Raw genomic sequence first — 24,351 nt, 5'->3', positions numbered from 1 at the left:
GGAGTGACCCCAGAAGACCTCGTCGCCCACTACGGCCTGGAGCCGATCCCCCGCGAGGGCGGCCTGTTCCGCCGTACCTGGGCGGGCCCGGAGCTGCCCGACGGCCGCCCGGCGGGCACGGCGATCGTCGTCCTGCTGACAGCGGCGGACCACTCGGCCCTGCACCGCCTGCCCGGCGACGAGGTCTGGCACTTCCACCTCGGCGACCCGCTGGAACTCCTGCTCCTCGCCCCGGACGGTACGTCGCGCACGGCGGTCCTCGGCCCGGACATCCTGCACGGCCAGCACCTCCAGTTCACCGTGCCGGGCGGCACCTGGATGGGGGCGCGGGTGGTGGCGGGCGGCGCGTGGACGTTCTTCGGCTGCACGATGGCACCCGGCTTCACCTACGACGGCTACGAGCACGGCGACGCGGGCGAGTTGACCGCCCGCTACGCCCACTCCCCGGCCGAGGCCGCCCGCATCACCGGGCTGTGCCGCCCGTGAGCCGCCTGCTGGAGGGCCAGTTCGCCCTGGTCACGGGCGCGAGCGGCGGAATCGGCCGGGGGATCGCGCTGCGATTCGCGGAGGAGGGTGCGGCGGGGGTCGCGGTCCACTGTCGTACGAGGGTGGAGGCGGCCGGTGAAGTGGCCACGCGTGTACGGGAGTTGGGCGCCCGTTCCGTCGTACTGCAAGCCGAGCTGACCGACGAGGATGCCTGCCGGGGGCTGGTCCGCGAGGCGGCCGAGTGGGCCGGCGGCCAGCTCACGGCACTGGTCAACAACGCGGGCGTACAGCCGACGCAACCCCTGCCCGGGATGACGGCGGCGGACTGGCGGGCGGTCGTCGAAGCCAACCTGACCAGCGTCTTCGCGTGCACGCAGGCGGCGGTTGAGGTGATGCGCGAGGGGGACGTCACCGGTGGCACGGTGACGCATATCGCGTCGATCGAGGCGAGCGCCCCGGCCGCGCTGCACGCGCACTACTCCGCGTCGAAGGCGGCGGTGGTCATGCACGCGCGGTCGGCGGCCCTGGAGTACGGCCCGTACGGCATCCGCGTCAACACGGTCTCGCCCGGTCTGATCGACCGGGAGGGGCTGGCGGAGGCCTGGCCGGAGGGCGTGCGGAGGTGGCGGGAGGCGGCGCCGACGGGGAGGTTGGGGCGGCCGGAGGACGTGGGCGACGCGTGCGTCTTCCTGGCGTCCTCCCTCGCGTCCTGGGTCACCGGGCACGACCTGGTCGTGGACGGCGGAGTGTCCGCGCGGCCCCCATGGTGAGTCACCGGCGCCGTACATACGTACGTAACCCGAGGCCTGCAAGTCCGAAGACGGAGATATGACGTGCGCCGACGACGGAACGAGGATCAGGGTTTTGGACACGACGGAGGCGGAAGCAGAGGCGGAGGCGGGGGACGCGGCGGCCGGGTCGGCCGCGTCGGCCAGGGCGGCGGGGTCGGCCAGGGCGGCGGGGTCGGCCAGGGCGGCGGGGTCGGCGGGGTCGGCCGGCGAGGAGTTCAAGGGCTGGTGCTGCTGGGCTCCCTGCTGGTCCTGCTCCTCCTCGGCACCGCCGGTACCGCGTCCGCGCACGCCGCCCTCGAATCCACCGACCCCGCCGACGGCAGCGTCCTCAAGTCCGCCCCCCGCACCGTCACCCTCACCTTCTCCGAGTCCGTAGCCCTGCTCGACGACTCCTTCCGCGTCTACGACCCCGACAACCGGCGGGTGAGGACGAGTTCGGCACACCACGCGAAGGACGCCGGTGACACGGCGAGCGTCACCCTCCCGGCCAAGCTCGGCACCGGCACCTTCACGGTCGCCTGGCGCGTGGTCTCGGCCGACAGCCACCCGGTCTCGGGCGCCTTCACCTTCTCCATCGGCAAACCCTCCGCCACCACCATCCCGATCACCACGGCCTCGACCGAGGACCCCCTCACGGCCAGCCTGTACGACATAGCCCGCTACTTCGCCTACATAGCCGCGGCCCTCCTCATCGGTACGGCCACCTTCGTCGCCCTGTGCAGCCCCCCGAACCCGTCGGTCCTCAACCAGCCGATCCGGATGGGCTGGTGGACCCTGCTGGCGGCCACGGTCGTCCTCCTGATCCTCCGGGCCCCCTACGAGGCGGGCACCGGCCTGGCCACGGCCTTCGAACCCTCCGCGATCCCGAAGACGCTGACTTCCCGCCCCGGCCTGGCACTTGCGGCCCGGGTACTGCTGATCGCCGCAACAGCCTTCTTCCTCCTACGACTTCGGGGGCGGGAGCGGTTCGGACGGGTGGCCCTGGGGACGGGTGCCGTCCTCGCGGTCGGGCTGGCGCTGACCTGGGCGTCGGCGGAGCACGCGTCCGCCGGGATCCAGGTACCGGTGGCGATGACGTCGGCGGTGCTGCACCTGCTCGCGATGTCGGTGTGGCTCGGCGGCCTGACGGCCCTGCTCACCGTCCTCTACCGCTCACCGGACCTCGACGCGGCCCCGGTGGCCCGTTTCTCCCGCCTCGCCTTCGCCTCGGTGACCGTGCTCGTCGTCACCGGCGTCTACCAGTCCTGGCGCGGCCTCGGCTCCTGGAACGCCCTGACCGGCACGTCGTACGGCCGCATCCTGCTGGTGAAGCTCGGCGCGGTGGTGCTGCTGCTCGCGGTGGCGGGCTGGTCGCGGCAGTGGACGGGGCGGATGGTGGGGGCGGATGTGCGGCTCCGGGTACCGGAGTTGGTGCGGGCGGGGGCTGCGACGGGGGCGGACGGGGCGGTGACGGTTTCCACCGGTGCCGGTGCGGGCGCCGGTGCGGGTGGTGATGGTGACGGCGAGGGCGCCTCGAATCCCGGTGACGGATCTCAGGAGCAGGACCGGGGTGACGGCTCCCAGGATCGGTACCGGGGTAACGGTTCCCAGGATCGGTACCGGCGTGGTCTGCGTCGCTCGGTGCTGTTCGAAGTCGGTGTCGGTGTCGTGGTGTTGGTGATCACCACCCTGCTGACCAACACCCTCCCGGGCCGGGCCGCGGCGGACGCCCAGCAGACGGCGACGCCGGCCGACATACCGGCGGCCTCCGTCACCGTCGTCCCCTTCCGCGTCGGCAACGCCGGCGGCAAGGTACAGATCACCCTCGACCCCGGCCGCGTCGGCCTGAACTCCGTCGAAGCGGTGGTCTACGGCCCCGACGGCGGTTTCGCCACCGTCCCCGAACTCCGCCTCTCCTTCACCCTCGCGGCCCAGAAGATCGGCCCGCTCGACGCCGACGTCAAGGACGAGGGCGGCTATTGGGGGACCAACTCCCTCAACCTGCCGATCGCCGGGACCTGGACCATGAAGGTCACGGTCAGGACGACCGACGTGGATCAGGTGAGCGTGTCGCGGCAGGTGCGGATCGTGCGGTAGGCGGTTCAGATGGGCTGCTTGCTGGCCCGCCACTCCAGCGCCTGAGGCTCCTCCGTGAACTCGATCAGGTGCTGGCCGGTGAACGGCCGTAGCGCGTCCCGGACTTCGGTCGGGGTGGCGTAGAAGAACTCCTTGCGGCTGTTCACCTGGTTCACCCGGCGCGGGGCGAACTGCCGGTGGAGTTCCGACTCCAGTCCGACCGCGTCCTTGCTGAAGATCAGGGCGTGGACGTCGAAGCGGAACGGCACCGCGGCGCCGCTCAACTCGTAGATCCGGTCCAGGGGTTCGAGCCTGCGCGTCATGCCGATCTTCACGACCCGGTCGCCGAACGCGCCGACGTTCGAGATGACGTAGACATAGCCGGTGCGGATGTTCGCCGCGCGGGTCTCGACGTCCTGCAACGCGCCCTCGATCTCGGCGAGTTTGGCCTCCATCTCGGCGACGGCCGCCTCGTCGCCGCGCTCGCGCAGCCGGTCGAGGGCCACCTGGTAGTGGCCGAGTTCCTTGTTCAACTTCTCGCGCTGGCGGTCGAGTTCACGCTGGACGGCCGCCTCCTCGCGCTCCTTGGCGCGGGCCTCGCGCTGGGCCTCCTTCTCCTCGTCCTTCTTCTGCATGAAGTCGGCGGTGAGCTCCAACTCCCGTACCCGTGCGTTGTGGTACTCGTCGCTGATCCGGATCTGCATGGTGGCGCCGAGCTTGGCGATCGTCTCGCGGCTCTTGTAGAGCCGGTCGATCAGCGAGCGCAGCCGGTGCGGGCGCATGGTCCGTACGGCGTAGTCGGCCTCGGCGTTGTAGGCGCGCAGCATCAGCTTGGAGAAGTCGCGGACCATCTTCTGGCCCTCGCGGGTGGAACCGTTGACCGTCCAGCCCGTGATGGCGAGCACGGCCCGGTCGGTGCGGGCGAGGTTCTTGATCTCGGTCTGCAGGGTGTCGAGCCGGCTCCGGTAGGCGATGGCGTCGTGCAGGGCGTGCCGGTAGGCGTAGACACCGGCCTCCTGGAGCATCGCGGTCTCGTCCGTGACGACGATCCGGGCCTGCAACTCGGCGAGCCGCCGCTCACCGTCGAACACCTCCTTGCGCTGCCGGTCGGCATCCTTGCGCGTCCGCTCGGTCTCCTTCGCGGTCCGGCGGGCGTCGTCGAGGATCTCCTTCGCCGTGTCCCGGGCGTCCTTCAACACCCCCTGTGCCTCAGCGGCGGCCTCGGCGACGGACCGCGCACGCAGCTCGCCCGCCTCCAGCTCGGTCCGCCGCACCAGATCGGCCACCTGTACGGCGTCCAGCCCCTGCGTCCTGGTAATCCAGGCCCGCAACTCGTCGGCTTCGGACAGGGCGTCGGCACGGCGACGACCGAAGAGGCCGCCTTTGCGGGGCGCGGGTACGGCGGGAGCGGTGGGGGAGTTGGGGGCGATGGGTACGGCCGAATCAGGTACCGGCGTCGTGACGGTCCCGGGTGCGGCCGGCGTAACGACCCCGGGTGAGGTCGCCTCCGGCACCCACAACTGCCAGCCCTCCGGAGGCGGCGGCCACGTCGGGTCGGGCACCCACTCCGGCGGTGGCGCCCAACCAGGCGGCGGCACAGGCCAACCAGGCGGCGGATTGAACCGGTAAGCACTCATCGCCCCATCCCCCTGAGCCCCATCCCCTGGGCCCTGTTCCCTCTGCGCCCGCCCCCTGACGGACGGTCACATTCTGTCGCCGATCCGCTACTCCCTCACCCCGGATTTCCCCGTCGTGATCGTTCTGTGACTGTGCGTCAGGCCCAGCCGCTCCACCCACGCCGATATCGCGCCCGCGATCACCTCCGACTGGTCCTCCGGTGTGTGGTGGCCGGCGACGGCATCCGAGTGCTCGATCTCCAGGCCGGCGATGTTGGCCGCGCACCAGGTGACGATGTCCGGGGTCATCATCACCCCCGCCCCGGGCGCGAACGTGAGCAGCAGCTTGGGCACCTCCGAGCTGGCCGCCAACCACCGGTCGTAGGCCTCGATCCGGGCCACGACATCGGCGGGCTCGCCGCCCAGCGGCATCGAACGCGCCCAGCGCAGGATGGGCCGGCGGCTCTCTCGGGTCGGGTACGGCTCGCGGTAGACGGCGAGGTCGGCCGGTGCGAGCGGGGTCGCGGAGGCGGCGGGCAGCGCCTGTTCGATGAAGGCGTTCTCGTCGAGGATCATGGCCTCGCCGACGCCCTCCGTCTTGATCGCCCGGAACAGCTCCCGGCCCCCGTCCGGAAACTCCTCCCAGGTCATCGGCTTGACGATGGTCTCGGTGAACGCGATGCCCCGCACCCGGTCCGGATGGCGCGCGGCCCGGTCGAAGGCCAGGGCGCCGCCCCAGTCGTGCCCGACCAGCACCGCGTCCCGCTGCCCGAGCGCGTCGAACCAGGCGTCCAGGTACCGGGCGTGGTCGGCGAAGGAGTACGCGATCTCCGGCTTGCCCGACTCGCCCATGCCGATGAGGTCGGGCGCCAGCAGCCGCCCGGAAGCCACGCCCGGCAGGACGTTCCGCCACAGGTGCGACGAGGTCGGGTTGCCGTGCAGGAACACGATCGGCACTCCGGTGCCCAACTCTCTGTAGGACATGGTCGAGTCGAGGACGCGGGTGGAGTGGGTTGTGGTCATCGGAACGCCGCCACGTTCCGCTCGGCCCATCCCGCGAACGCACCCGGCGCCCGCCCCAGCACCTGCTCGACGTCGGGACTGACGCGCTGCTCCTCCTCGGTCGGTTCGCCGAGCAGCGCCAACGTGCCCTCGACCACGGGCAGCGGCATGAACCGTGCCATCAACTCGTGGGCCTCCGTGCGCGTTTGCTCCGCGAAGGTCACCGGCTCACCAAGCGCGGCCCCTATCGCCGCCGCCCGCGCGCGGGGTGTCGTCTGGGAGGGGCCGGTGAGGATATAGGTCGCGCCTGTGTGTGTGGTCGTGTTCGCGTCGGTGAGCAGGACGGCGGCGGCGACCGCGGCCACGTCGTCGGGGTCCACGAAGGGCAGGCCCACATCCCCGAAGGGTGCCGCTGCCGTACGCCGCGCGCGGATCGACTCGGCCCAGGCGAACGCGTTGCTGTCCAGCCCGCCCGACCGCAGGATCGTCCAGTCGAGCCCTGACTCCCGTACGGCGGCCTCGAATCGGCGCGGATGTGCGTACGCCTCCGGACGGGTCCCGGCCCCCTGCGAGGACAGCAGCACCACCTGGCGGACACCGGCGGACTTGGCCACGTCCAGAATGTCGTACGGCCGCTCGCTTGCCACCAGCAGGAACAGCGCCTCAGCCCCCTCGAACGCGCCCCGCAGGCCGTCCGGTTCGGCCAGGTCGGCGGCCACCGTGCGCGGTCCGCTGATGTGCCGGGCCACGGCCGTCACCGGGACCTGGTCCTCCGTGAGGATCCGCACCAGCGCCCGTCCCACGTTCCCGGTCGCACCCGTCACCACGATCATCTCGCTACCCCCGTCATGTGTGAGTTAGTTGGCTGACTAACTCCGTCGAGAAGAAGCTAGCACGGCCGACCCCTCGGTTGTCTATAGTTAGTCAGGTGACTGACTCAAAAGATTCCCGGCCCGGCGATCCGGGCGCCCCCGCCGCCGCTGTCGCCGCCGTAGGGAAACGGCAGCGTCTGACCACCGCCACCGCCCGGGTCCTGCACGAGCAGGGCGTGGAGCGCACGACCATCGCCGACATCGCCCGCGCCGCCGACGTCCCGACGGGCAACGTCTACTACTACTTCAAGACCAAGGACGAGCTGATCGAGGCGGCCCTCTCCGAGCACACCGGCAACCTGGAGACCCTGACCGCACAGCTCGACCGGCTGCCCGACCCGCGCGAACGCCTCAAGGCCCTCATCGGCGGCTGGGTCGAGCAGAAGGACATGGCGGCCCGTCACGGCTGCCCCATGGGCACCCTCGCCGTAGAGCTGGACAAGCGCTACGAGGACGGGCTCGATCTCGCCGCGGGCCAGGTCATACGGCGGTTGGTGGACTGGGTGGCGGAGCAGTACCGCCAACTCGGCGCGGCCGACCCCGAAGGCCTCGCCCTGACCCTGATCGGCGCCTATCAGGGCATGTCGTTGCTCTCCAACGCCCTGCGCGACCCGGAGATCATGACTCGTGAAGGGGCCCGGCTGACAAGGGAGTTGGACAGCCTGGACGGTCTGGACAGCCGGGTCTGAGAGTCGCTAACGCTGTCCCCGGATGCGCTGCGCGACCTCGCTGTTCTCGGTCTCCCACCAGGGGCGTACGAGATCGGGCCCTTCAGTAGAAGTCCCCGTTTCAGCCCCTGTCGCAGTCTCCGTCGCCGTCCCCGTCGAGGCCTTTGCGGGCGTCGCCCGGACCACTTCCAGTTCGCTGTCCAGCCGCCGGTCCAGCGCGATCGTCTCGGCGCGTTCCGTGCGGGCCCACTGGACCAGGATCGCGAGGAGGAAGGGGAGGGCGACCAGTTCGGCGATGCTGACCATCGCGCCGCCGCCGAGCTGCTGGTCGTGCTGGACGTCGGGGGCCCAGGACGGGGAGTGGCTGAGATACCAGGACCCGGCGATCAGCGTGCCGTGGGTCATCACCACGATGCCCGGTACCGCGTCGATGATCCCGTCGACGAACACCAGCCCCGCCCGCACCGGATGCGTGCACCAGGCCGGCAGCGCCTCCTCGCGGGTGAGCACCGGCAGCACGAACAGGCTCCCGGCGAGCAGCAGATGGAGATACATCAGCTGGTGCAGCCAGTTGTCGGCGAGGGCCGTCTCGAAGTACGGCGTGAAGTAGATCGTCAGCTCGGTCGCCAGCACCAGGGCCGTGCTGACCAGGGGGAACGTGAGCAGTCGGAACAGTCGGCCGGTCATCGCCCCCTGCGCGCGGGCCGCGGCACGTTCGGGCAGGGCGCGCAGAGCCAGCCGTAGCGGATCGCCCAGGGCCAGGCCGAGCGGGGCGATCAGGTCGAGGAGGACGTTCTGGACGGCGGCCGGCCAGAACAGCACGCGGTCGTAGACGGCGAGCGCGGACGTCGTCGCGACGACGATCGTGCCGAGGCCGAGCACCGCGAACGCGGCGGTCCGCGCCACCGGCCAGGCCTCGCCGCGCCGCCGCAGGCGCAGGACGCCCCAGCCGTACAGGCCACCGAGGAGTACGACGACCAGCAGCGCGGGGACGTCCGCCTGCCACGAGGAGAACAGCCGTCCCAGGGTGAGCTGCGGCGGAGTCTCCATCGCGATCTACCTCCACGGGCGGGCGGCCGGACGGTCAGCTGGTTCCGTCGGTTCGGCCGGTTCTGTCGGATCTGCCGCAGCACTCTATGCCTCGGAGTGCTGCGGCGAGGACCCGCCCCCGCGCGCCCGTCCCCCTACAGCGACTGCCGCATGATCCAGTCCCGGATGCCGGGGATCGAGTACGCGGTCTGCCAGGTACCCATTTACCGGCGGCGCCGGACCCCACGATGAACCTGCGCCGGTCGACCACGACGGACTCCTTCTGTGTCGCCCCCTGTTCTCTCGCCCACCTCATCCCGGCTCCGGGTGACTCGCAAGGGGAGCCGTCGACAGTAATCGATATATCGTGATAGTCCTGGAACGTATCGGCGATACAACAACTGGAGTGATGATGCCCGCGCAGAATTCCACCAGCCCCCTGCAGGACCCTCAGATCACGGCCGTACTGGACCGACTGCGGTCCGAAAGTCGGCGCCCCGCGGGCGGAGGCCCGCGCGGCGGTGCCGACACCCGCGATCCGTACGCGTACGCCGACATCGGCTTCTCGATCCACGCCGATCAGGGCGACCTCATCTATCTGCTCTGCCGGGCGATCGCCGCGACGAGGGTCGTCGAGTTCGCCACCTCCGTCGGCGTGTCCACGATCTACTTCGCCGCCGCCGTGCGCGACAACGGTGGTGGCACGGTGATCGGCTCCGAGATCGTGCCGGAAAAGGCGGCCACCGCCCAACGCAACCTCGCCGAGGCCGAGTTGGACAAGTACGTCGACCTGCGCGTCGGCGACGCCCGGGAGACGCTGCGCGATCTCGGCGGCCCCGTCGACTTCGCGCTCATCGACGGCTGGCCGATCAGTGACGGCGGCCCGACGCTCGCCCGCCAGGTGATCGAGCTCATCGCACCCCAACTCCGCACCGGCGCCTTCGTGATGAACGACAACGCCGAACCCGACTACCTCGACTACATCCGCGACCCCGCCAACGGCTTCCGCTCAGTGACCCTCCCGCTCAAGGGCTCAACAGAGCTGTCCGTGAAGGTGGGTTGAGGATCCTGGGCGACAACCCGCCTCAGCCGATGGTGATTTCTACGGCCGTGGTCCCTACGACGGTGCGCGCAACGCGTCCACCGGCTCCATCCGAGCCGCCCGCAGCGACGGATACAGCCCCGCGAGGAGCCCGACGAGCGCACCGGCGAGCGGCGCACCCAGCGCCAGCCGCAGATCCAGCACCGGTGTCCACTCCTTGAACACGGCGACGCAGACCACGACCGCGATGCCCAGGGCCGCTCCCACAACTCCCCCCAGCAGCCCGATGGTTGTCGACTCCAGCAGGAACTGTCCGGCCACCTGGCGCCGTGACGCGCCCAGGGAGCGCCGCAGCCCGATCTCGCCGACCCGTTCCATCACCGTCACCAGGGTCACATTGGCGATGCCGATCGCGCCGACCACGAGGGAGACGAGGCCGAGGACGAGGAAGAGGCTGTTGGCGTCGTTCTGGACGCCGGCGCGGGCCTTGGACAGGTCGGGCGGTGCCACGACGGCGAGCGAGTCCTGGTGCCCGGGCGCGAGCGCGATCGGCGCCTGCCGCGCGACCTGCTTGGCCGCCCCCAGCGCGGTGTTGACCAGCACGCGGGTGATGTTCCGCAGCCCGATCCGGTCGGCCGCGGTGGTGGGCGGCACCAGCACCGCGGTGGACAGCCGCGCCTCGCGCCGGATCCCGCCGAGGATGCCGATGACGGTGTACGACTGCCCGCGGAAGAAGACCGCCGGCGCGTCCTCCACCCGCTTGATACCCAGGAGTTGGGCCGCCTGGTCGCCGAGTACGACGACGTGGTCGCGCCGGGCGATGTCCCCGGCGTCGTAGAACCGTCCCGCGGTCATCAGCCCGTGCACGGCCGCGGGCAGGCCCGCCGAGGCGGCGACCACGGCGAGGGTCTGGCCGGACAGATCGCCGGGCGCGGTCACGTCGTTGGCCCGCACCAGCACGCTGTCGGTCGCGTCCGAGTCGGCGAGCGCCGCCACCGACTCCACCCCCGCCAGCCGCGCCACGGCATCGGTCCCCGACCACGGCACCAACGGCCCGGCGTCCTCCGCGCCGGGCAGCGGTTCCGGCACGGTCACGGTCACCGAGGTCGCGGTGAGCGCGTCGAACCGGCCCACGATCTGGTTGCCCGCGGTGGACGCGACCCCGATGGTGATGACGAGCGTGGTGATCCCGAGGACCGTGCCGAGCGTGGTCAGCGCGGACCGCACCGGCCGGGCTAGGACCCCGGCGAGGGCCTCCGTCCACAGGTCCCGCGGATCCATCCAGGGCCGCTCGACCCGCGCCGGGGCCTCCAACTCACTCTCCACGAAGCTCACTTGACCTCCTCGGCCAGGCGCCCGTCGGTGATCCGGACCCGCCGCCCCGCCCGACGGCTGACCGCGTCGTCATGGGTGATCACGACCAGGGTCATGCCCTGGGCGCACAGGTCGTCGAAGAGTTCCAGCACGGAGAGGGTGTTCTCGGTGTCCAGGTTGCCGGTCGGCTCGTCGCAGAGCAGCAGCGCCGGGTCACTGAGCAACGCCCGCGCGATGGCGACCCGTTGCCGCTCACCGCCGGACAGCCGGTCGGGCCGGAAACCCACCCGGTGCCCCAACCCCACCTGTTCCAGGGCCTGATGGGCCCGCGCGAGCCGCCCACCCCGCCCTCGTCCGGGCCGCGGCCTGCGATACGCCTCGGCCAGCATCACGTTCTCGTCGACCGTCCGGTACGGCAACAGGTGGAAGGACTGGAACACGAACCCGATCCGGCTTCCCCGCAAGGAGGTTCGTTCGAGATCGCCGAGGCCGGTGGTCTCCACCTCGTCCAGCAGATACGACCCCGCAGTGGGCCGGTCCAGCAGCCCGAGGGTGTTGAGCAGCGTCGACTTCCCGGAACCGGACGGCCCGACGATGGCCAGGTGTTCGCCACGCCGTACGGTCAAGTGCACGTCACACAGGGCGTGCACGGGCGGGTCGGAAGGGAACGTCCGCTCCACGCCGGTGAGTTGGATGACGGTGTCGATCGCGGAGTCGATCGCGGTGCTGGGGGCGGCGCCGGGGGCGGCGGAGTCGAGTTCGAGTTCGGGCCGGGGGATCACTCGCCCACCACCACCCGCTCGCCCGCCTCCAACGTACCCCCGTCCGGCTTGACTTCGACGATCCCGGCGGCGGAGAGCCCGACGGTGACATGGACGTCGGTCACGGCGTCGCCGCGCTCGACCTTGACCCGGGCCCGCCCGTCGGACGAGGTGTGGATCGCGGCCATCGGCACGGTCAGCACCTTGCCGTCGGAGGCGCCGACCTTGATGGTCACCTTCACGGCGGCCTCGGCCTCACCGGCGAGCGGCCCGGGTTCCGGGACGGTGATCCGCACCTGGACGGCGGCGGTGGAGTCGGTGGCGGAGTCGGACGCGGAGTCGGACGCGGAGTTCGTGTCGTCGGTGGTGGAGGGGGCCGTAGCGGCGGAGTCCGCACCCGACGAGGAATCGGAACCGTCCGCCACGACGTCCACCGTGCCCTGCGCCGACTTGCCGTCCGCCGTGGTGAGTTGGGCGGTCATGCCGTGGCGCAGGAGCTGGGCGTCGGTGCCGGGGACGGCCGCCTGCACCACCACGTCGGAGCTGGTCACCGTGCCGATCTGGGCGGACGGGGTGTCGCCCGTCTTCACGCTCACCTTGTCCAGCCGCGCGGGCAGCTTCGGCAGGAAGACGACCTCGCCGGCCGGGACCTTCGTACCGTAGGTGGCCTTGAAGCCGCTGAGCGCGCCGTTCGCCAAGTCCAGTGCCTTCTGGGCGGACTTGACCTGGATCTCGTGGACCTGCTTGTCCGTGCTGGACTGAGGGGCGGGGGTGCTGGACGACCCGGTCTCACTGGAACCGGCCGTACCGGCAACGCTGTTGGTGGTGAGGAGCGTCTCCTGCGCGGCGGAGACGGCCTGTTCGAGCGAACCGAGCTGCTGTTGATCGGCGGGGCTCGGCTCCTGGGCGTCGTACCCCTTGCTCTTGTACCAGTCGGCGACGGCGGTGGCGGTCCCCTGCCCGTACGTCCCGCCGGTGCCGCCGGGGTCGAACCCGAGCCGCCTCAAAGCCTTCTGAAGCTGCGTCACATCGTCGCCCGAAGTGCCGGGCCCCAGCGCTCGGTACATCGGTACGGAACCGCCGAGCGCGAACACCGGACGGCCGTTGACCGTCATCAGGACGTCGCCCTCCTTGATCTTCGTACCGGCCACCGGCGCCTTGGTGACCCGCTGCTCGGCCCCCTCGCCGTCCGTACCGGCGGACGCCCCGCTGCCGACCGGCCCGGCCAGTGACAACGGCCGCGGTGACGCGAACTCGACCGACCCGGTTGCCACGACACTCGCGGTGAGCGACTGCCGTACGACGGAGACCGTCACCGGACCGGCCTTCGGCGCCCGGTGCGAGGCGGCGGCGTCCGCGGGCGACTGCACCTGCGTACCGGCGAACCACCCACCCGCCCCGACCAGCACGACCACCGAGACAACGACCCCAAGTCGCCTACGACCGCTGCCGATTCGGCTGGTCGCGTCCTCCTGCGGGTGGCTCATCCGTTCTCTCCGTAGTAGGGCTTGGCCTTCTCCTTGGGGAAGTAGGCGGCGCGGAACTTCTTGCCGCACTCCAGGTCCTTGAGGGCGATGCCGATGTCCTTGTTGAGGAGCGGCAGCGCTTTGTCCTTGCTCAACGACATGAAGTTCTCCGGCAGTTGGCGGGAGATGTCGAGGCGGACCATGGAGACCAAGCCGGTCGGCTGGGTGGTGCTGACCGAGATGCCCTGAGCGGTCAGGCAGCTCGCGAACTGCTGGGCGAGCTGGACGAGTTGGGCGTCACCGTTGAGCGCCAGGCCGTTGGCGTGATTCTGGTCGTCGCGGGCCTTCTCCGCGTTCTTCTCGGCCGCCGCGCTGAGCGCCGGCCCGTTCGCCGCGACCCGCCCCGTCTCCGTGCACCCGGCGACCTTCTCCTCGGCCTTGGTCTTGGCCGGGGGACCGACCAGCGCGATGTCGTACGCCTTCTTCTGGGCGTCGGTCAGACCGTCCTCGTCCTGGTCCTGGGGTGCGGTCCGCTTGGCCGTCGCGGCTTTGCTGAAGGGGACGTTGGAGTCGTTCGGGTAGACGGCGCCGGCGTAGTACCCGAAGCCGTACTTCTGCCGGAACTGCTTGGCCCGCGCGTAGTCCTCCCCGTCGACCGCGGCGAACGCGTCTGTCTCGGTCGAGGTCCGCACGTGCGGGGTGTAGGTGAAGCCCTGCTTCTTCATGCAGACCGCGATGGCGTTCTCCTGGATGTACTCCTTCTTCGTCGCGTCGTCCACGCCGTCCGGGACGGTGAGTTGGGTGGCGCCGTTGACTGTCGTCGTGGCCGCACTCGAAGACGAACTCCCCTCACTGGAGGCCGACTTGCTGTCGGAGCCGCCACCGCAGGCGGCGAGGAGAGGGAGCAGGCCGAAGGTGAGGGCCAGGGTGGACGTACGTATTCTGGGCGTGCCGAATTTGGGCATGTCCATGCCATGTACTCCTTCAGGGTTGATCAGGGTGTTGTGGACAAGGGGTGTTTCACTCAGCCGGTGAGGTCCCGGTTCAGCCGCCGCCGCTCTCCTTCACGGCGTCGAAGATGCGGGAATCGGTGGCGAGTTGGATGAGCGGACCGGTGCGCGGACCACTGCCGCTCCGGCCGGTGGCGGCCTCGTCGAGGGTGCCCGCGATGACCTGCACGGTCCATCCGCCCGGGGTCAGATAGGTGACACCGGTGGCCATGGACCTGTCGGCCACGAAGAAGTACAACAGGCTGCCCGACCCGTGCTCGGTCAGGGAGCACCGGGTGATCAGGCCGTTCCAAGGGGAGGCGAGCACACGGCCGTTGCTGTCCGCGCAGGCCCGGGTCGGGTGGTCGTACGACGGGTCGGTGGCGGTCCGACTGACGCTCACGTAAAGGTCGTTGACGCTGCCGTCGGCGGTGGTCATCTTGAAGTACCGCCCGGGGCGGACGGGTTGGCGGGGTTGCTCGGCGGAGACGGTCGTGCCGGTGCCGTTCCCGGAGGAGAGGATCGACCGCACCAACTCCAGTGACGGGGACCAGGCCGACGGCTGCCCGGCGGGAAGCGTCGGCGTGGGTTCCGGGCGGGGTGCGAGCAGCGCGTGCCCGCCGAGGGCGACAACTCCCGCCATGACGGCGGCACTTACCGTCGCCCCGACCCGCCGCCGCCGCCGGATCCGCGCACCGCGTGCGACGGCGCCCGGCACCAGGTCGGGCATGGGCGGTTCGGCTCCGGAGCCCAGCCCGCTCAGGGCATCCGCGAGCGCGGACTCGTACACTCGCGGGTCGATCCTGCCCGTCTGGCCCGTCTGGCCCGTCTGGCCCGTCTGGTCCGTCTGGTCCGTCCGGTCCGTGAACTCGTCACCGGCCTTCCCGCTCATGCTCACCACTCCGCCCGCAGATAGCCGGTTCCAGATCCCGCGCCGCCAGGTCCGAAGTCGTCGCCGAGATCCTTGCCGGAGTCGGCCAGGATGGTGCGCAGGGTGCCGAGACCTCGGGAGGTCTGGCTCTTCACCGTGCCGACGCTGCACCCCAGCGCCGCCGCCGTGGCCTCCACGCTCTGGTCCTCCCAGAACCTCAGCACCAGCACCGCCCGCCCACGTGGCGGCAGTTGCCGTAGCGCGTCGAGCAGGGTCAGCCGCAGATCCGGATCGGAAGCGGGCGCCACCAGGTCCTCCTGGTACGTCCCCTCGCCCTCTCCCACTCCGGCCCCCGTCCCTGTCCGCTCCCACCAGCGCCGCCGCCGGGTCTCGTCGATGAACGTCCGGTACAGCACCCGCCGCGCGTACCCGTCCGGCGACTCCAACTGCCGTACCCGGCGCCACACCGCGTACAGCTTCGCCAACGCCGTCTGCGTCAGGTCCTCGGCCAAGTGCCAGTCCCCGCACAGCAGATGAGCCGTACGCCGCAGATGCGCCTGCCGACTACGAGCGAAGTCGTCGAAGTCGAGCCCGGCGCCGCCGACGCCACCGGCATCGGAGACGTCCTGCCAGACCGGCGTCCGGATCACAGGCCACCTCCACCCGGCACCGGCGCGGCGCACGGTGAGAAGTACTTCATGCCTGAGGAACGGGGTTACGGGACAGGGAGGTTGTCACGTCCCGGGAAACTTCTTCGACGACAAACACGGGGACAACGGCGACAATGGATCACCGCACCGGACAAGCGGGACAGCAGCGCGACGGGACGACCGGACAACGGGGTGGTAGTGGTGGACAGTTCGCAGAGCGAGAGACCGTCGCCGGCCGAGGTGCGCATCCGCATGGCGGTGTGGCAACGGATAACACCCTTTCTGCCTACGGCCGTTGGAACAACGGTCCTCTTCATCGCGTCCGGGACCGAGTTCCACCCGCCGGGCGGACTGTCCGGCGTGGTCACGTTCTGGGTCGCCGTACTGGTGCTGGGCAACATCCTCCCGTCCCGCTTCGGAATCACCCTCACCCCGTCCGCGGCAGTGGTCCACAACGTGCGCCGCCGAACCATCCCTTGGGCCGAAATCCAGGCCATCCAGGTCCAGTCCACCGCGGGCATCAAGTCGATCGTCCTCCACGAGGCGAACGGCCGCAGCACCGAACTCCGGGCACCCACCACCGGATTCCTTTCCTGGGACCGCCACTTCAACGAGAAGCTCCACACCATAGAAACCTGGTGGCAGACCCACAGAGGCCCCGACTGGACCCCGATCCCACCCCCACCGGCCTGGTGGAACACCCCACCGACCCCGGACTGGAACCCGTTCGCCCCACCCAAGTAGCCCAGCCACAAACGGGGTTGAGCCACCAAGCAGAGGCAGAGGCAGAAGCAGAGGCAGAAGCAGAAGCAGAGGCAGAGGCAGAGGCAGAGGCAGAGGCAGAGGCAGAGGCAGAGGCAGGAGCAGAAGCCATGGCACTCACCCGCAAGGGAACCCGGCACATCGTTGTCGGCGGCACGACCTACCGATGGCGCCTGCGCCACAAACCGACCTACTCCCAGGCGCTGGCCTGGTCACCGTGCACGTTCGCGGTCGAGTACGCGGGCGAGCACGCGGACGAACCCGGTACGACACTCGTGGTCACCACCGACCACCCGCACCCGAGCAACTGGCTGTGCCACGAGCCCAAGCCCGTCCTCCCGTCCGACGTTGCCCACGCCATCGAACGCGCCCTGCGCGAAGGCTGGACCCCGGCGTCCCCCGGCTCCCCGTTCCACCTGGACCTCTCCACCGGCTCCACGCCCGCACCCTGAACAAGACACCGAGAACAAGGCACCCAACCTGCGCCCAGGTGGGCATCATTCGTACCGTGGACGATGTACGAGACGGCGTCATAGGCGTCTGGCGGGTCAGCCGGTCCGCCCGGCTCATGGGCTACCTGCTGGCCATCGGCCCGGCGTGCGGGGCGTTGTCCGCCTGGTGGGGTGTTGTCTCCCACCCGGACAAGCAGAACGCGGAATCCGCCGGAGCAGCGACCGCCTTCGCCCTGTTCTTCGCTCTCTTCGCCTGGTGGGTGCTGCTGCGCGTACGTCTGGAACTCACCACGGATGTGATCGTCATGGTGAACCCCTGGGGCACCCAACGCCTGCCCTGGTCGCGTGTCAGCGCGGTGACCCTCGGCAATTGGGGAGCGCAGTTCCATACGACGGACGGCTTCACGTACACGGCGTACGCCCTGAGCGACCTGGCGGGCAGACGGCGCCAGGACGATCGGTTCGCCGAGGTGAAACGAGGGTCCGACGCCCAACTCCGCGGCGGACAACCGCGGTAGGAGCCCGAGGCGCCGACGCGGGGACCGGACGAGCCGTATGAACAGCTCTGTCAGCCGCTCCCGGACAACAGATGCGGCGCGTACGCCTCCACCGCCTCCAACAGCTGCCGCTCGACGGCCGACATCTCGGTCATCGCCTACCGGCCCGCGCACTCCCCCCACCTCCGCACACTCCTCACCCCCGACCGCGTACGCGCCCACTTCCCCGACCTCCCCCCGGGCCCGATCCACCGCTACGAGATTCCGTCCCTCCACGCCCTCAAGTTCGTCCTCCACGACGCCCTCGACGGCGGCGTCACCCGTTCCCTCCGCCTGGACGCCCACGGAAGGAGCCTCGCGGCCTGCCTGTTGGAGATGGACGTACCGGCCCCGCCCACAACGGATACGAAAGACACGAAGGATGGCTGACCCGATGACGATGCCTCAGACCGCACCCATCGCACCCACCACCCACGGCGTCCTGCGCGGAACCCGTACGGACGACGGCACGGCAGCTTTGTTCGCCGGCGTACCGTTCGCCGTCCCACCCGTCGGCCCCCTGCGCCTGCGCCCACCGCAACCCCCCACCCCCTGGGAGGGCGTACGCGAGGCGACCGAGTACCCGGCGGGCCCCGCACAGCGAGGCGCGGACGGCCCCGGCGGCTGGGAGACGTCCGAGGACTGCCTGTACCTGAACGTATGGACGCCCGAACTGGCAGGCAGGCGACCGGTGTTGGTGTGGATCTACGGCGGCGGCTTCGAACTGGGCACGGCCTCCCCGCCGACGACGGACGGCGCCGCCCTCTCCCGCCTGACCGGCGCGGTGGTAGTGGCTCCCAACTACCGCGTAGGAGCGCTTGGTTGGCTACACCCGGCAGGCCCGGACGCGAACGAGTGGCGGGACAGCGCCAACCTCGGCCTCCAGGACCAGACCGCCGCACTGCACTGGATCCACGCCAACATCGCCTCGTTCGGCGGCGATCCGGACAGCATCACCGTCGCCGGCCACTCGGCGGGAGCCTTCTCGATCGGCGCCCTGCTCACCCACTCCGCCGCCCGGGGCACCTTCCACAAGGCGATCCTGCACAGCGGCAGCATCGGCCGCCTCTACCCACCCGACCTCTCCGCCGCCATCACGGAGGACCTGATGACGCAGGTCGGTGCCAAGACGATGACCGAACTGCAGTCGGCCCCCCTGCCCCGCATCATCGAGGCCCAACACACGGTGATCGACCAGGACTTCGGCGCCCGCAACCTCCCCGGCGGCCGAGCGTGGGGCCTGGTCCACGACGGAACGGTCATCGAGAAGGACCCGGCCAAGGCCATCGCAGCGGGCGCGGCGACCCACATCCCCCTCCTGATCGGCGCCAACCGGGACGAGTTCCGCACCTTCCAGTACCTCTACGCCAGCGAGCACTACCTACACCCGGCAAACGAGCAGGCCCTACTGTCCGAGATGGAACTGGCGGGCGTACAACACCCGCGAGGCATGCTGGAGGCATACCGCGACCACGAAGCACCGCACGCGCCGAACGACCAGTCCAACGACAGGTCCAGCGCCCCGTCCAATGACGAGTCCGCCGAACTGTCCGACCTACGAACCCGTTTCCTCTCCGACGCCGTCTACCGCCGCCGGGCAACGCACCTGGCCGAACTCCAGACCAAGGCCGGCGGCACCGCCCACACCTACCTCTTCTCCGCCGAACCCCTGGGCCCCCACTACGGCGCCTTCCACGGCTGCGAACGCTTCTACGCCTTCGACCAACTCGCCCTCCTGGACATCGACACCCCGGAGCAACGCGCCGCCCGAGACACCCTGATCGCCGCGTGGACGGGGTTCCTCACGAACGGCGACCCCGGCTGGCCCGCGTACGACATGGACGATCCCGACGGCACCCGCGCCCGGCAGATCGGCGGGGAGACGCCGTTTGTGGATGAACCGCCGGCGTATGTGTCGCCGTGGTGGCATCCCGCACGGTGAGCGAGGGGACGCCGAACACCCGCGGGACCAGAGCTACTTGCTCCTCGGACGGGTGGACGGGCGGGCAGGGTCAGCGCAGTCCGGCGAAGAGGTCGTTCTCGGGCAGGGCCGCGCCGGTCGCGTCCTGGACGCGTACGAAGGTCTCCACGCCCATCAGCTCGCCGAACCTCTCCTTGCCCATCTTGAGGAAGAAGATGTTGTCGCCCTGACTGGCGTGCGCGGCCAGCGAGTCGAACTTCTGGTCGCTGAACGCGGTGGCGTCCACCCAGGTGGTGATCTCGTCGTCGGGGAGGCCCATCTTGGCCATCTCGGCGACTTCGGCGGGATCCGGCTCCGGCATGTCCGGATGGAACTCGCGGATGATCTCGCCGAACTGCCGCATCGTCGAGCGGGGCATCGTGGTCCAGTACACCTTCGGTGTCGGCGCGGTCGTCTCCGACGCCGTCATCTCCAGCGCCGCCATCGTGATGCGGTGAGCCTGGATGTGGTCGGGGTGCCCGTAAAAACCGTTCTCGTCATAGGTGACGACCACATCGGGCCGGTAATGCCGCATGAGCTCCGCGAGCCGGCCCGCGCCTTCTTCCACGGGGGTCTGCCAGAAGGAACCGGGGGCGTCGTTGCTCGGCCAGCCCATCATCCCGGAGTCGGCGTAGTCCAACATCTCCAGATCACTGATCTTCAAGACGTCACAGCTCGCCTCGAGTTCCTGCCGACGCATCAGGGCGACCGCCGCCGGGTCATGCCCGGGATCACCCGGCTTGACACCCCCTGGTCCATCCCCGCACCCGCCGTCGGTACAGGTCACAAGAACCGTACGGATGCCTTCCGCCACATACCGCGCGAGGACCCCTCCGGTACTGGTGGCCTCGTCGTCGGGGTGAGCGTGCACTGCCATGAGCGTCAAGGGCCGGTCAGTCATGAAAACAGTCCTCCTGCAGAAGTACGTCTTGGTCCACACGGCGCGACCGGCGTACCGCTACGGCGCCGGTCCCTCGACCGATGCAACGGCGCCGACCGGACCGGCTGTTCCCGACGCAGCCCAAAGCAAAGAAGCCCTGACCCACGTTTCCGTGAATCAGGGCTACTTCGTAGTGCCCGGTGAGGCACTGGCGGAGGATACGAGATTCGAACTCGTGAGGGGTTGCCCCCAACACGCTTTCCAACTGTCCGCGCGGCCGTTCAGGACCGTCCGCAGACGTCCACCAGGCAGCTCAGACGGGGTACGCACACGGCGGTGAACGGTGACGGCCGTCAGCGCACTGGACAAGAACCAGGACAACGAGCAGCGCAGAGAAAGTCAGGCTGACACGCTTCTAAGACGAGCCGGATTCGGGTGCCCAGGTGAGCTTGACCTGCACCCTAGAGGGGGTGGGTCCTCCTCTCCTCCCGCCAGAGGGACGCCAGCGCGATGGCAGTTTGAGCGCCGGCACCGGCGTCCGAGACCAGGGCGATGGCCAACCCCACGGAAGCGCAGGTCACCCCCACGACAAGCTTCTGCCGTGCGGCGGGGTTCGCCGCACGAGACTGAAGCGACTTCACCAACACCGCGAAAAGTCGTACTCTCTTCATGTGTTCCTCTCCAACCTGGGACACTCTCGAACGGCTCTCCCGGTGCAACGGGAGGGCCGTTTTGCTCTGCACGAACATCGACGTAGTGCAGCGCTACATCAGTAGATCCTGGCCTGATTGTTCCCGGCAAACTGCGAGTGGATTGCCTGAACAATCGCGAACAATCGGCTGTGTGTCCCGTCTAGGGGGCAGTTTCGCGATTCTGGTGGCGATGGAGCGCAGGAAGCTGAACAATCGCCACCATGTCGAAGCCCGTCTGAACAATGGGAGCTCCTGTGGCTGGCCGCAAGCTCAAGCCTCTGCCCGATGACGATCGCCCTCGTACACAGTTTGCTCAGGCCCTTCGGGAGCTGCGGGACCGAGCTGGGTCTCCCTCGTACAGGACCCTGGCGGACAAGGTGGGCTACACCCTCGCCACCTACTCGTCGATCTTTAACGGGCAGGCCCTACCTGAGGAAATACAACTAGTCGACCTAGTGGGATACCTGAAGGGTGATACTCGCGAATGGTCCCGACGCCTCGCGGATGCCGCTGCGGCCCAAGAAAGATGGGATCGCGACAGGGGTGCCCAAAGTGAATTCTTTGCGGAAATGGAAGCCCTAAAGGTCGAACTAGAGGCTTACCGCGTCATCGCCAATGACCCTGCATCGGTCTTTGGTCAGGCGAAGCGAGCGCAAGAAGACGCTCAAAAAAGAGTAAACTTCGCCCTTGAGATGGAAGCGCAATTGAGCGGAATGCTCCACGCTGTCGATGCTCAACTGAATGAAGCTCGGGGATTTGTTCCGCTTGCCCAGACGGAAGCGCAAGTTCTTGTGGATCAGGCTAGAGCGACAGCCCAGGAGATTGAAAGTTCTGCACGGATTGAGGCGCAAGGTAGGCTGGAACAGGCTCAAGGCAGCTTTGATAGGTTGGTAGCCCGAGCGGAATCTGAAGCGAACGAAATTATCGATAAAGCCGGATCCGAGAGTCGGAGGCTTCGCGCGGACGCGGGGCGTATCGTTGATCAGCTTCTCGCAGAAGCAGAGCAATACATCGAAGACGCTAGGGCCGAGCGGTTGCAGGCTGAATTGGAAAGGCAGAGAGGGGAAGCGCTTGTCGAGCGAATGAAACTCAAAGCGAAAATCGACCTAGCGCAAGTAATTATGGAGGCTCAGCAGGCCCTAGCGAAGTTTGGGGCGTTGGAGCATTCAGGAATGCTTGATCTCCTCTTGCAGGATCTTGGAATCAATAACATGCCTGCGGACTCTGAAAGCCGTATAGGGCGCCACCGAAGGGGTGGAGCGTCGCGACCTTCAGGCGAATATGTAGAATCACCTAAAGCTCCTCATGCTGAATCCACTATTAGTGGTCTTGTGCTCGCAAGTGATGAGCCTGCCACTAGAGCGGCGCTTCCCCGACGGCGCAGTGGACAGAAGAATGAAGTCACAAGGAAAAGCGGAAGTGGAACGACGGTCGCGCCGAAGGATAGCTCGGCTAAATCAGCGATCTGAAACGTCGCCACCAGTGCCCGACCGACCCGGGGTGACTTAGCGCTAGCCGCTGACGACAGCAGTCGCCTATCTATTAGATAAAGACCAGACCAGTGAGCGACTCAACGCTATCCTAGGTCAGGGCTGAAGATATGGGGTGGGAAAAATGTCTGACTATCACGCAGGGTCCTTTACTTCGGGATATGAAGAGTATTGGAGGAAGTCGCAGAGCGGTGTCGATGAGGCGATTAGGTCTTATCGGATCGTCTTGGACACCAACGCGATTCTTAACCTCTATCGCATGAATTCGCACGCCCGGGATGAATACCTCCACGTTATTGAAACCGTTGCCTCTCGTATCTGGATACCGCGACAAGTGGCGGATGAATTTCACAGGAATAGATTGTCGAGCGTGGATGTGCACATTCGGGCGCTTAAGGAGAAGTCGGGTGCTGTAGTGGAGGCTTCTGAGGCGCTTCTGGCATCCTTGCGTGACTTCGCACGCCTGCGTTCACTCGCAAGCAGCGCTAATGCGTACCTTGCTCCGTTCAGTGAATCGATCCGGCAGATTATGCAAGACGTGCGGGCGGATGTAGATGATTTCGATTTGAGCCCGGAGCATCTCGTCTCCGATGATCCGATACTTAGGCGTCTTGCTGTGATATTCGATAACAGGGTGGGAAGCGGTATAGCCTCCGACAGGCGGGATGAGGTGAAGCTAGAAGCGGAGCGACGAGGAAAGGAGAAGATTCCTCCAGGCTATAAGGATGTGAACAAGAAGGGTGAGGATGGTTACGGTGATTACTTCATCTGGCGTGAAATTCTGGAGTACGCACAGGAGGTGAGTGATCCTATCCTTTTTATTTCGACAGACGTAAAAGAGGATTGGGTGCGAATGCAGTGTGGCTTGTCTGTGGGCCCGCGTCCGGAGCTTGTTAAAGAGATGCGAGATGTGGCAGGAGTCTCATACTCGCATATCACTCTAACCGCATTCTTGACGCGAGTTCCAAGTGTTTTGAATGTGAGAGTTAGTCAAAATACAATTGATCAAGTGAAGCACCGTTCGGATGTGCAACGCAAAATGAGAAAGGAGTTCGAAAGGCTATCTGTGCAGATTCGTGAAATAGATGCCGGGACTGCTTCTGCTAGCCATGCGCTACGTGAAGCGGAGCATCGCGAAATGGCAGCCGCTATGAGACTGACGAATGGGGCGGAAGCGCTTGCGGGAATGGAGGAGTCGAATCCAGAAAGGGCGCTTCTTGCGACCGAGTTGGAGTACTTTCGGAATGCCAGAGATGAGGCAGTCGCAACACGTCAGAGTGCGCTTGAGAGATTGCAAATGCTCAGTAATGAAAAGGCTGTAATCGGTCGCGAGTTTTCCAGAATAGAGCGAGAGCTTGAATAGTCAGGCACTGCGGCTCGGCCATTTTCGTCGCTCGTGCCCTGATTTATCGCACTCCCCGAGTATCCGCGTGTCGCGCGTGATGTGGGAACCTGGAGCTTGTGCGGCGCCATTGCACGGGTTCGGCGAAGGCAAAGAATGGGGAGGCTGCGTGTCGCAGGCCAGTCCGCGAGGTACATACTTGCAGGTCTCTGAGACGTTGCGTCGACAGATCGCATCGGGGGACGTGGGCGACGCCTTGCCCTCGGAGGCTGATCTGATGAGCGCTCACGGCGTCTCCCGTAATACAATCCGCCGCGCGCTCAAGGTTCTCGAAGCCAATGGAGTTGTTGAGTCTGCCCCCGGGATCGGGTGGCGCGTGGTTCGGGGAGGCGACCGGCGGTCGCTCGCTGAGCGCATGACAGACGTGATCGAAGAGGACTCACTCTCGGTCGGAGACGCATACCCATCCGAAGCGAAGCTGTGTGAGCGGTTCGACGCGTCCCGGACCGCCGTGCGCCGCGTCCTCGCCCAGATGGAGGGGAACGGCCTGCTTGCCACCGTGCACGGCAAGGGGCGAACCGTGCGCGCTCTCCCCACTCCCACCGCCCGGCCGTAGTCTTGGCCG

23 protein-coding genes are annotated in these 24,351 nt (G+C 68.1%); 12 read left to right on the top strand and 11 right to left on the bottom strand.

What is annotated here, in order from left to right:
* Positions 1 to 3: 3 nt before the first annotated feature.
* The 3 genes from OG588_RS24265 (at position 4) to OG588_RS24255 (ending at position 3,353) form a co-directional block, all read left to right on the top strand.
* Positions 4 to 486, top strand: coding sequence for a cupin domain-containing protein (locus OG588_RS24265; protein WP_405953195.1), 483 nt, complete (start codon positions 4 to 6; stop codon positions 484 to 486).
* Positions 474 to 1,256 carry an SDR family NAD(P)-dependent oxidoreductase gene (locus OG588_RS24260; protein ID WP_405949142.1) on the top strand — a complete coding sequence of 261 codons (783 nt, stop codon included), beginning with the start codon at positions 474 to 476 and terminating at the stop codon, positions 1,254 to 1,256. The genes OG588_RS24265 and OG588_RS24260 overlap by 13 nt, the downstream gene beginning before the upstream one ends.
* A gap of 246 nt (positions 1,257 to 1,502) precedes the next feature.
* On the top strand, positions 1,503 to 3,353 hold the full coding sequence (locus OG588_RS24255; RefSeq protein ID WP_405953194.1) for a copper resistance CopC/CopD family protein: 1,851 nt from the start codon (positions 1,503 to 1,505) through the stop codon (positions 3,351 to 3,353).
* 5 nt (positions 3,354 to 3,358) lie between these two features.
* Here OG588_RS24255 and OG588_RS24250 read toward each other — a convergent pair whose 3' ends face one another.
* The 3 genes from OG588_RS24250 to OG588_RS24240 all read right to left on the bottom strand — a co-directional run bounded on the left by OG588_RS24250 (position 3,359) and on the right by OG588_RS24240 (position 6,783).
* On the bottom strand, positions 3,359 to 4,894 hold the full coding sequence (locus tag OG588_RS24250; RefSeq protein WP_405949141.1) for a DUF4041 domain-containing protein: 1,536 nt from the start codon (positions 4,892 to 4,894) through the stop codon (positions 3,359 to 3,361).
* 162 nt (positions 4,895 to 5,056) lie between these two features.
* Positions 5,057 to 5,971, bottom strand: coding sequence for a haloalkane dehalogenase (locus OG588_RS24245; protein ID WP_405949140.1), 915 nt, complete (start codon positions 5,969 to 5,971; stop codon positions 5,057 to 5,059).
* Complete coding sequence (locus OG588_RS24240) at positions 5,968 to 6,783, bottom strand: SDR family oxidoreductase (RefSeq protein WP_405949139.1); 816 nt, start codon at positions 6,781 to 6,783, stop codon at positions 5,968 to 5,970. The genes OG588_RS24245 and OG588_RS24240 overlap by 4 nt, the downstream gene beginning before the upstream one ends.
* 95 nt (positions 6,784 to 6,878) lie before the next feature.
* On the opposite strand from OG588_RS24240, the gene OG588_RS24235 reads away from it, so the two are divergent.
* Positions 6,879 to 7,511, top strand: a complete 633-nt coding sequence (locus tag OG588_RS24235) for a TetR/AcrR family transcriptional regulator (RefSeq protein WP_405949138.1) — start codon at positions 6,879 to 6,881, stop codon at positions 7,509 to 7,511.
* A gap of 6 nt (positions 7,512 to 7,517) precedes the next feature.
* On the opposite strand, the gene OG588_RS24230 is transcribed toward OG588_RS24235, so the two are convergent.
* Positions 7,518 to 8,540 (bottom strand): cytochrome c oxidase assembly protein, encoded by a 1,023-nt coding sequence (locus OG588_RS24230; protein WP_405949137.1) that lies wholly within the window; start codon positions 8,538 to 8,540, stop codon positions 7,518 to 7,520.
* A gap of 391 nt (positions 8,541 to 8,931) precedes the next feature.
* Between OG588_RS24230 and OG588_RS24225 the strand changes: the two genes are divergently transcribed.
* Positions 8,932 to 9,582 carry an O-methyltransferase gene (locus OG588_RS24225; protein ID WP_405949136.1) on the top strand — a complete coding sequence of 217 codons (651 nt, stop codon included), beginning with the start codon at positions 8,932 to 8,934 and terminating at the stop codon, positions 9,580 to 9,582.
* Between the two features lie 54 nt (positions 9,583 to 9,636).
* Here OG588_RS24225 and OG588_RS24220 read toward each other — a convergent pair whose 3' ends face one another.
* From OG588_RS24220 to OG588_RS24195, 6 genes are all read right to left on the bottom strand, one after another.
* Complete coding sequence (locus tag OG588_RS24220; RefSeq protein WP_405949135.1) at positions 9,637 to 10,896, bottom strand: ABC transporter permease; 1,260 nt, start codon at positions 10,894 to 10,896, stop codon at positions 9,637 to 9,639.
* The gene (locus OG588_RS24215) at positions 10,893 to 11,657 is read right to left on the bottom strand and encodes an ABC transporter ATP-binding protein (protein WP_405949134.1); all 765 of its coding nucleotides are present in this window, start codon (positions 11,655 to 11,657) and stop codon (positions 10,893 to 10,895) included. The genes OG588_RS24220 and OG588_RS24215 overlap by 4 nt, the downstream gene beginning before the upstream one ends.
* Positions 11,654 to 13,123: a peptidoglycan-binding protein gene (locus tag OG588_RS24210; protein WP_405949133.1), complete on the bottom strand. Its 1,470-nt coding sequence runs from the start codon at positions 13,121 to 13,123 to the stop codon at positions 11,654 to 11,656. Before OG588_RS24210 ends, OG588_RS24215 begins: the two co-directional genes overlap by 4 nt.
* Entirely contained in the window at positions 13,120 to 14,073 is a 954-nt protein-coding gene (locus tag OG588_RS24205) for a hypothetical protein (protein ID WP_405949132.1), read from the bottom strand. The genes OG588_RS24210 and OG588_RS24205 overlap by 4 nt, the downstream gene beginning before the upstream one ends.
* Positions 14,074 to 14,146: 73 nt before the next feature.
* Positions 14,147 to 14,983 (bottom strand): hypothetical protein, encoded by an 837-nt coding sequence (locus OG588_RS24200; protein ID WP_405949131.1) that lies wholly within the window; start codon positions 14,981 to 14,983, stop codon positions 14,147 to 14,149.
* A 2-nt stretch (positions 14,984 to 14,985) separates the two neighbouring features.
* On the bottom strand, positions 14,986 to 15,612 hold the full coding sequence (locus OG588_RS24195) for a SigE family RNA polymerase sigma factor (RefSeq protein ID WP_405949130.1): 627 nt from the start codon (positions 15,610 to 15,612) through the stop codon (positions 14,986 to 14,988).
* Between the two features lie 252 nt (positions 15,613 to 15,864).
* On the opposite strand from OG588_RS24195, the gene OG588_RS24190 reads away from it, so the two are divergent.
* From OG588_RS24190 to OG588_RS24175, 4 genes are all read left to right on the top strand, one after another.
* The gene (locus tag OG588_RS24190) at positions 15,865 to 16,356 is read left to right on the top strand and encodes a hypothetical protein (protein WP_405949129.1); all 492 of its coding nucleotides are present in this window, start codon (positions 15,865 to 15,867) and stop codon (positions 16,354 to 16,356) included.
* 128 nt (positions 16,357 to 16,484) lie between these two features.
* A complete protein-coding gene (locus tag OG588_RS24185; RefSeq protein ID WP_405949128.1) occupies positions 16,485 to 16,826 on the top strand; it encodes a hypothetical protein in 342 nt (113 codons plus the stop codon).
* A gap of 56 nt (positions 16,827 to 16,882) precedes the next feature.
* Positions 16,883 to 17,344, top strand: a complete 462-nt coding sequence (locus tag OG588_RS24180) for a hypothetical protein (protein ID WP_405949127.1) — start codon at positions 16,883 to 16,885, stop codon at positions 17,342 to 17,344.
* A gap of 412 nt (positions 17,345 to 17,756) precedes the next feature.
* Entirely contained in the window at positions 17,757 to 19,304 is a 1,548-nt protein-coding gene (locus OG588_RS24175; RefSeq protein WP_405949126.1) for a carboxylesterase/lipase family protein, read from the top strand.
* Positions 19,305 to 19,374: 70 nt separating this feature from the next.
* Here OG588_RS24175 and OG588_RS24170 read toward each other — a convergent pair whose 3' ends face one another.
* Positions 19,375 to 20,223: a PIG-L family deacetylase gene (locus tag OG588_RS24170; protein WP_405949125.1), complete on the bottom strand. Its 849-nt coding sequence runs from the start codon at positions 20,221 to 20,223 to the stop codon at positions 19,375 to 19,377.
* A 913-nt stretch (positions 20,224 to 21,136) separates the two neighbouring features.
* Between OG588_RS24170 and OG588_RS24165 the strand changes: the two genes are divergently transcribed.
* The 3 genes from OG588_RS24165 to OG588_RS24155 all read left to right on the top strand — a co-directional run bounded on the left by OG588_RS24165 (position 21,137) and on the right by OG588_RS24155 (position 24,342).
* A complete protein-coding gene (locus OG588_RS24165; RefSeq protein WP_405949124.1) occupies positions 21,137 to 22,363 on the top strand; it encodes a helix-turn-helix domain-containing protein in 1,227 nt (408 codons plus the stop codon).
* A gap of 145 nt (positions 22,364 to 22,508) precedes the next feature.
* Positions 22,509 to 23,747, top strand: coding sequence for a PIN domain-containing protein (locus OG588_RS24160; RefSeq protein ID WP_405949123.1), 1,239 nt, complete (start codon positions 22,509 to 22,511; stop codon positions 23,745 to 23,747).
* A 148-nt stretch (positions 23,748 to 23,895) separates the two neighbouring features.
* Positions 23,896 to 24,342 carry a GntR family transcriptional regulator gene (locus tag OG588_RS24155; RefSeq protein ID WP_405949122.1) on the top strand — a complete coding sequence of 149 codons (447 nt, stop codon included), beginning with the start codon at positions 23,896 to 23,898 and terminating at the stop codon, positions 24,340 to 24,342.
* Positions 24,343 to 24,351: the final 9 nt, after the last annotated feature.

Origin of the sequence: Streptomyces prunicolor (assembly GCF_045162825.1) — a bacterium.
GTDB classification, from domain to species: domain Bacteria; phylum Actinomycetota; class Actinomycetes; order Streptomycetales; family Streptomycetaceae; genus Streptomyces; species Streptomyces prunicolor.
The sequence above is the reverse complement of the archived record's forward strand: the minus strand, read 5'-3'. Positions and strand labels throughout refer to the sequence as shown.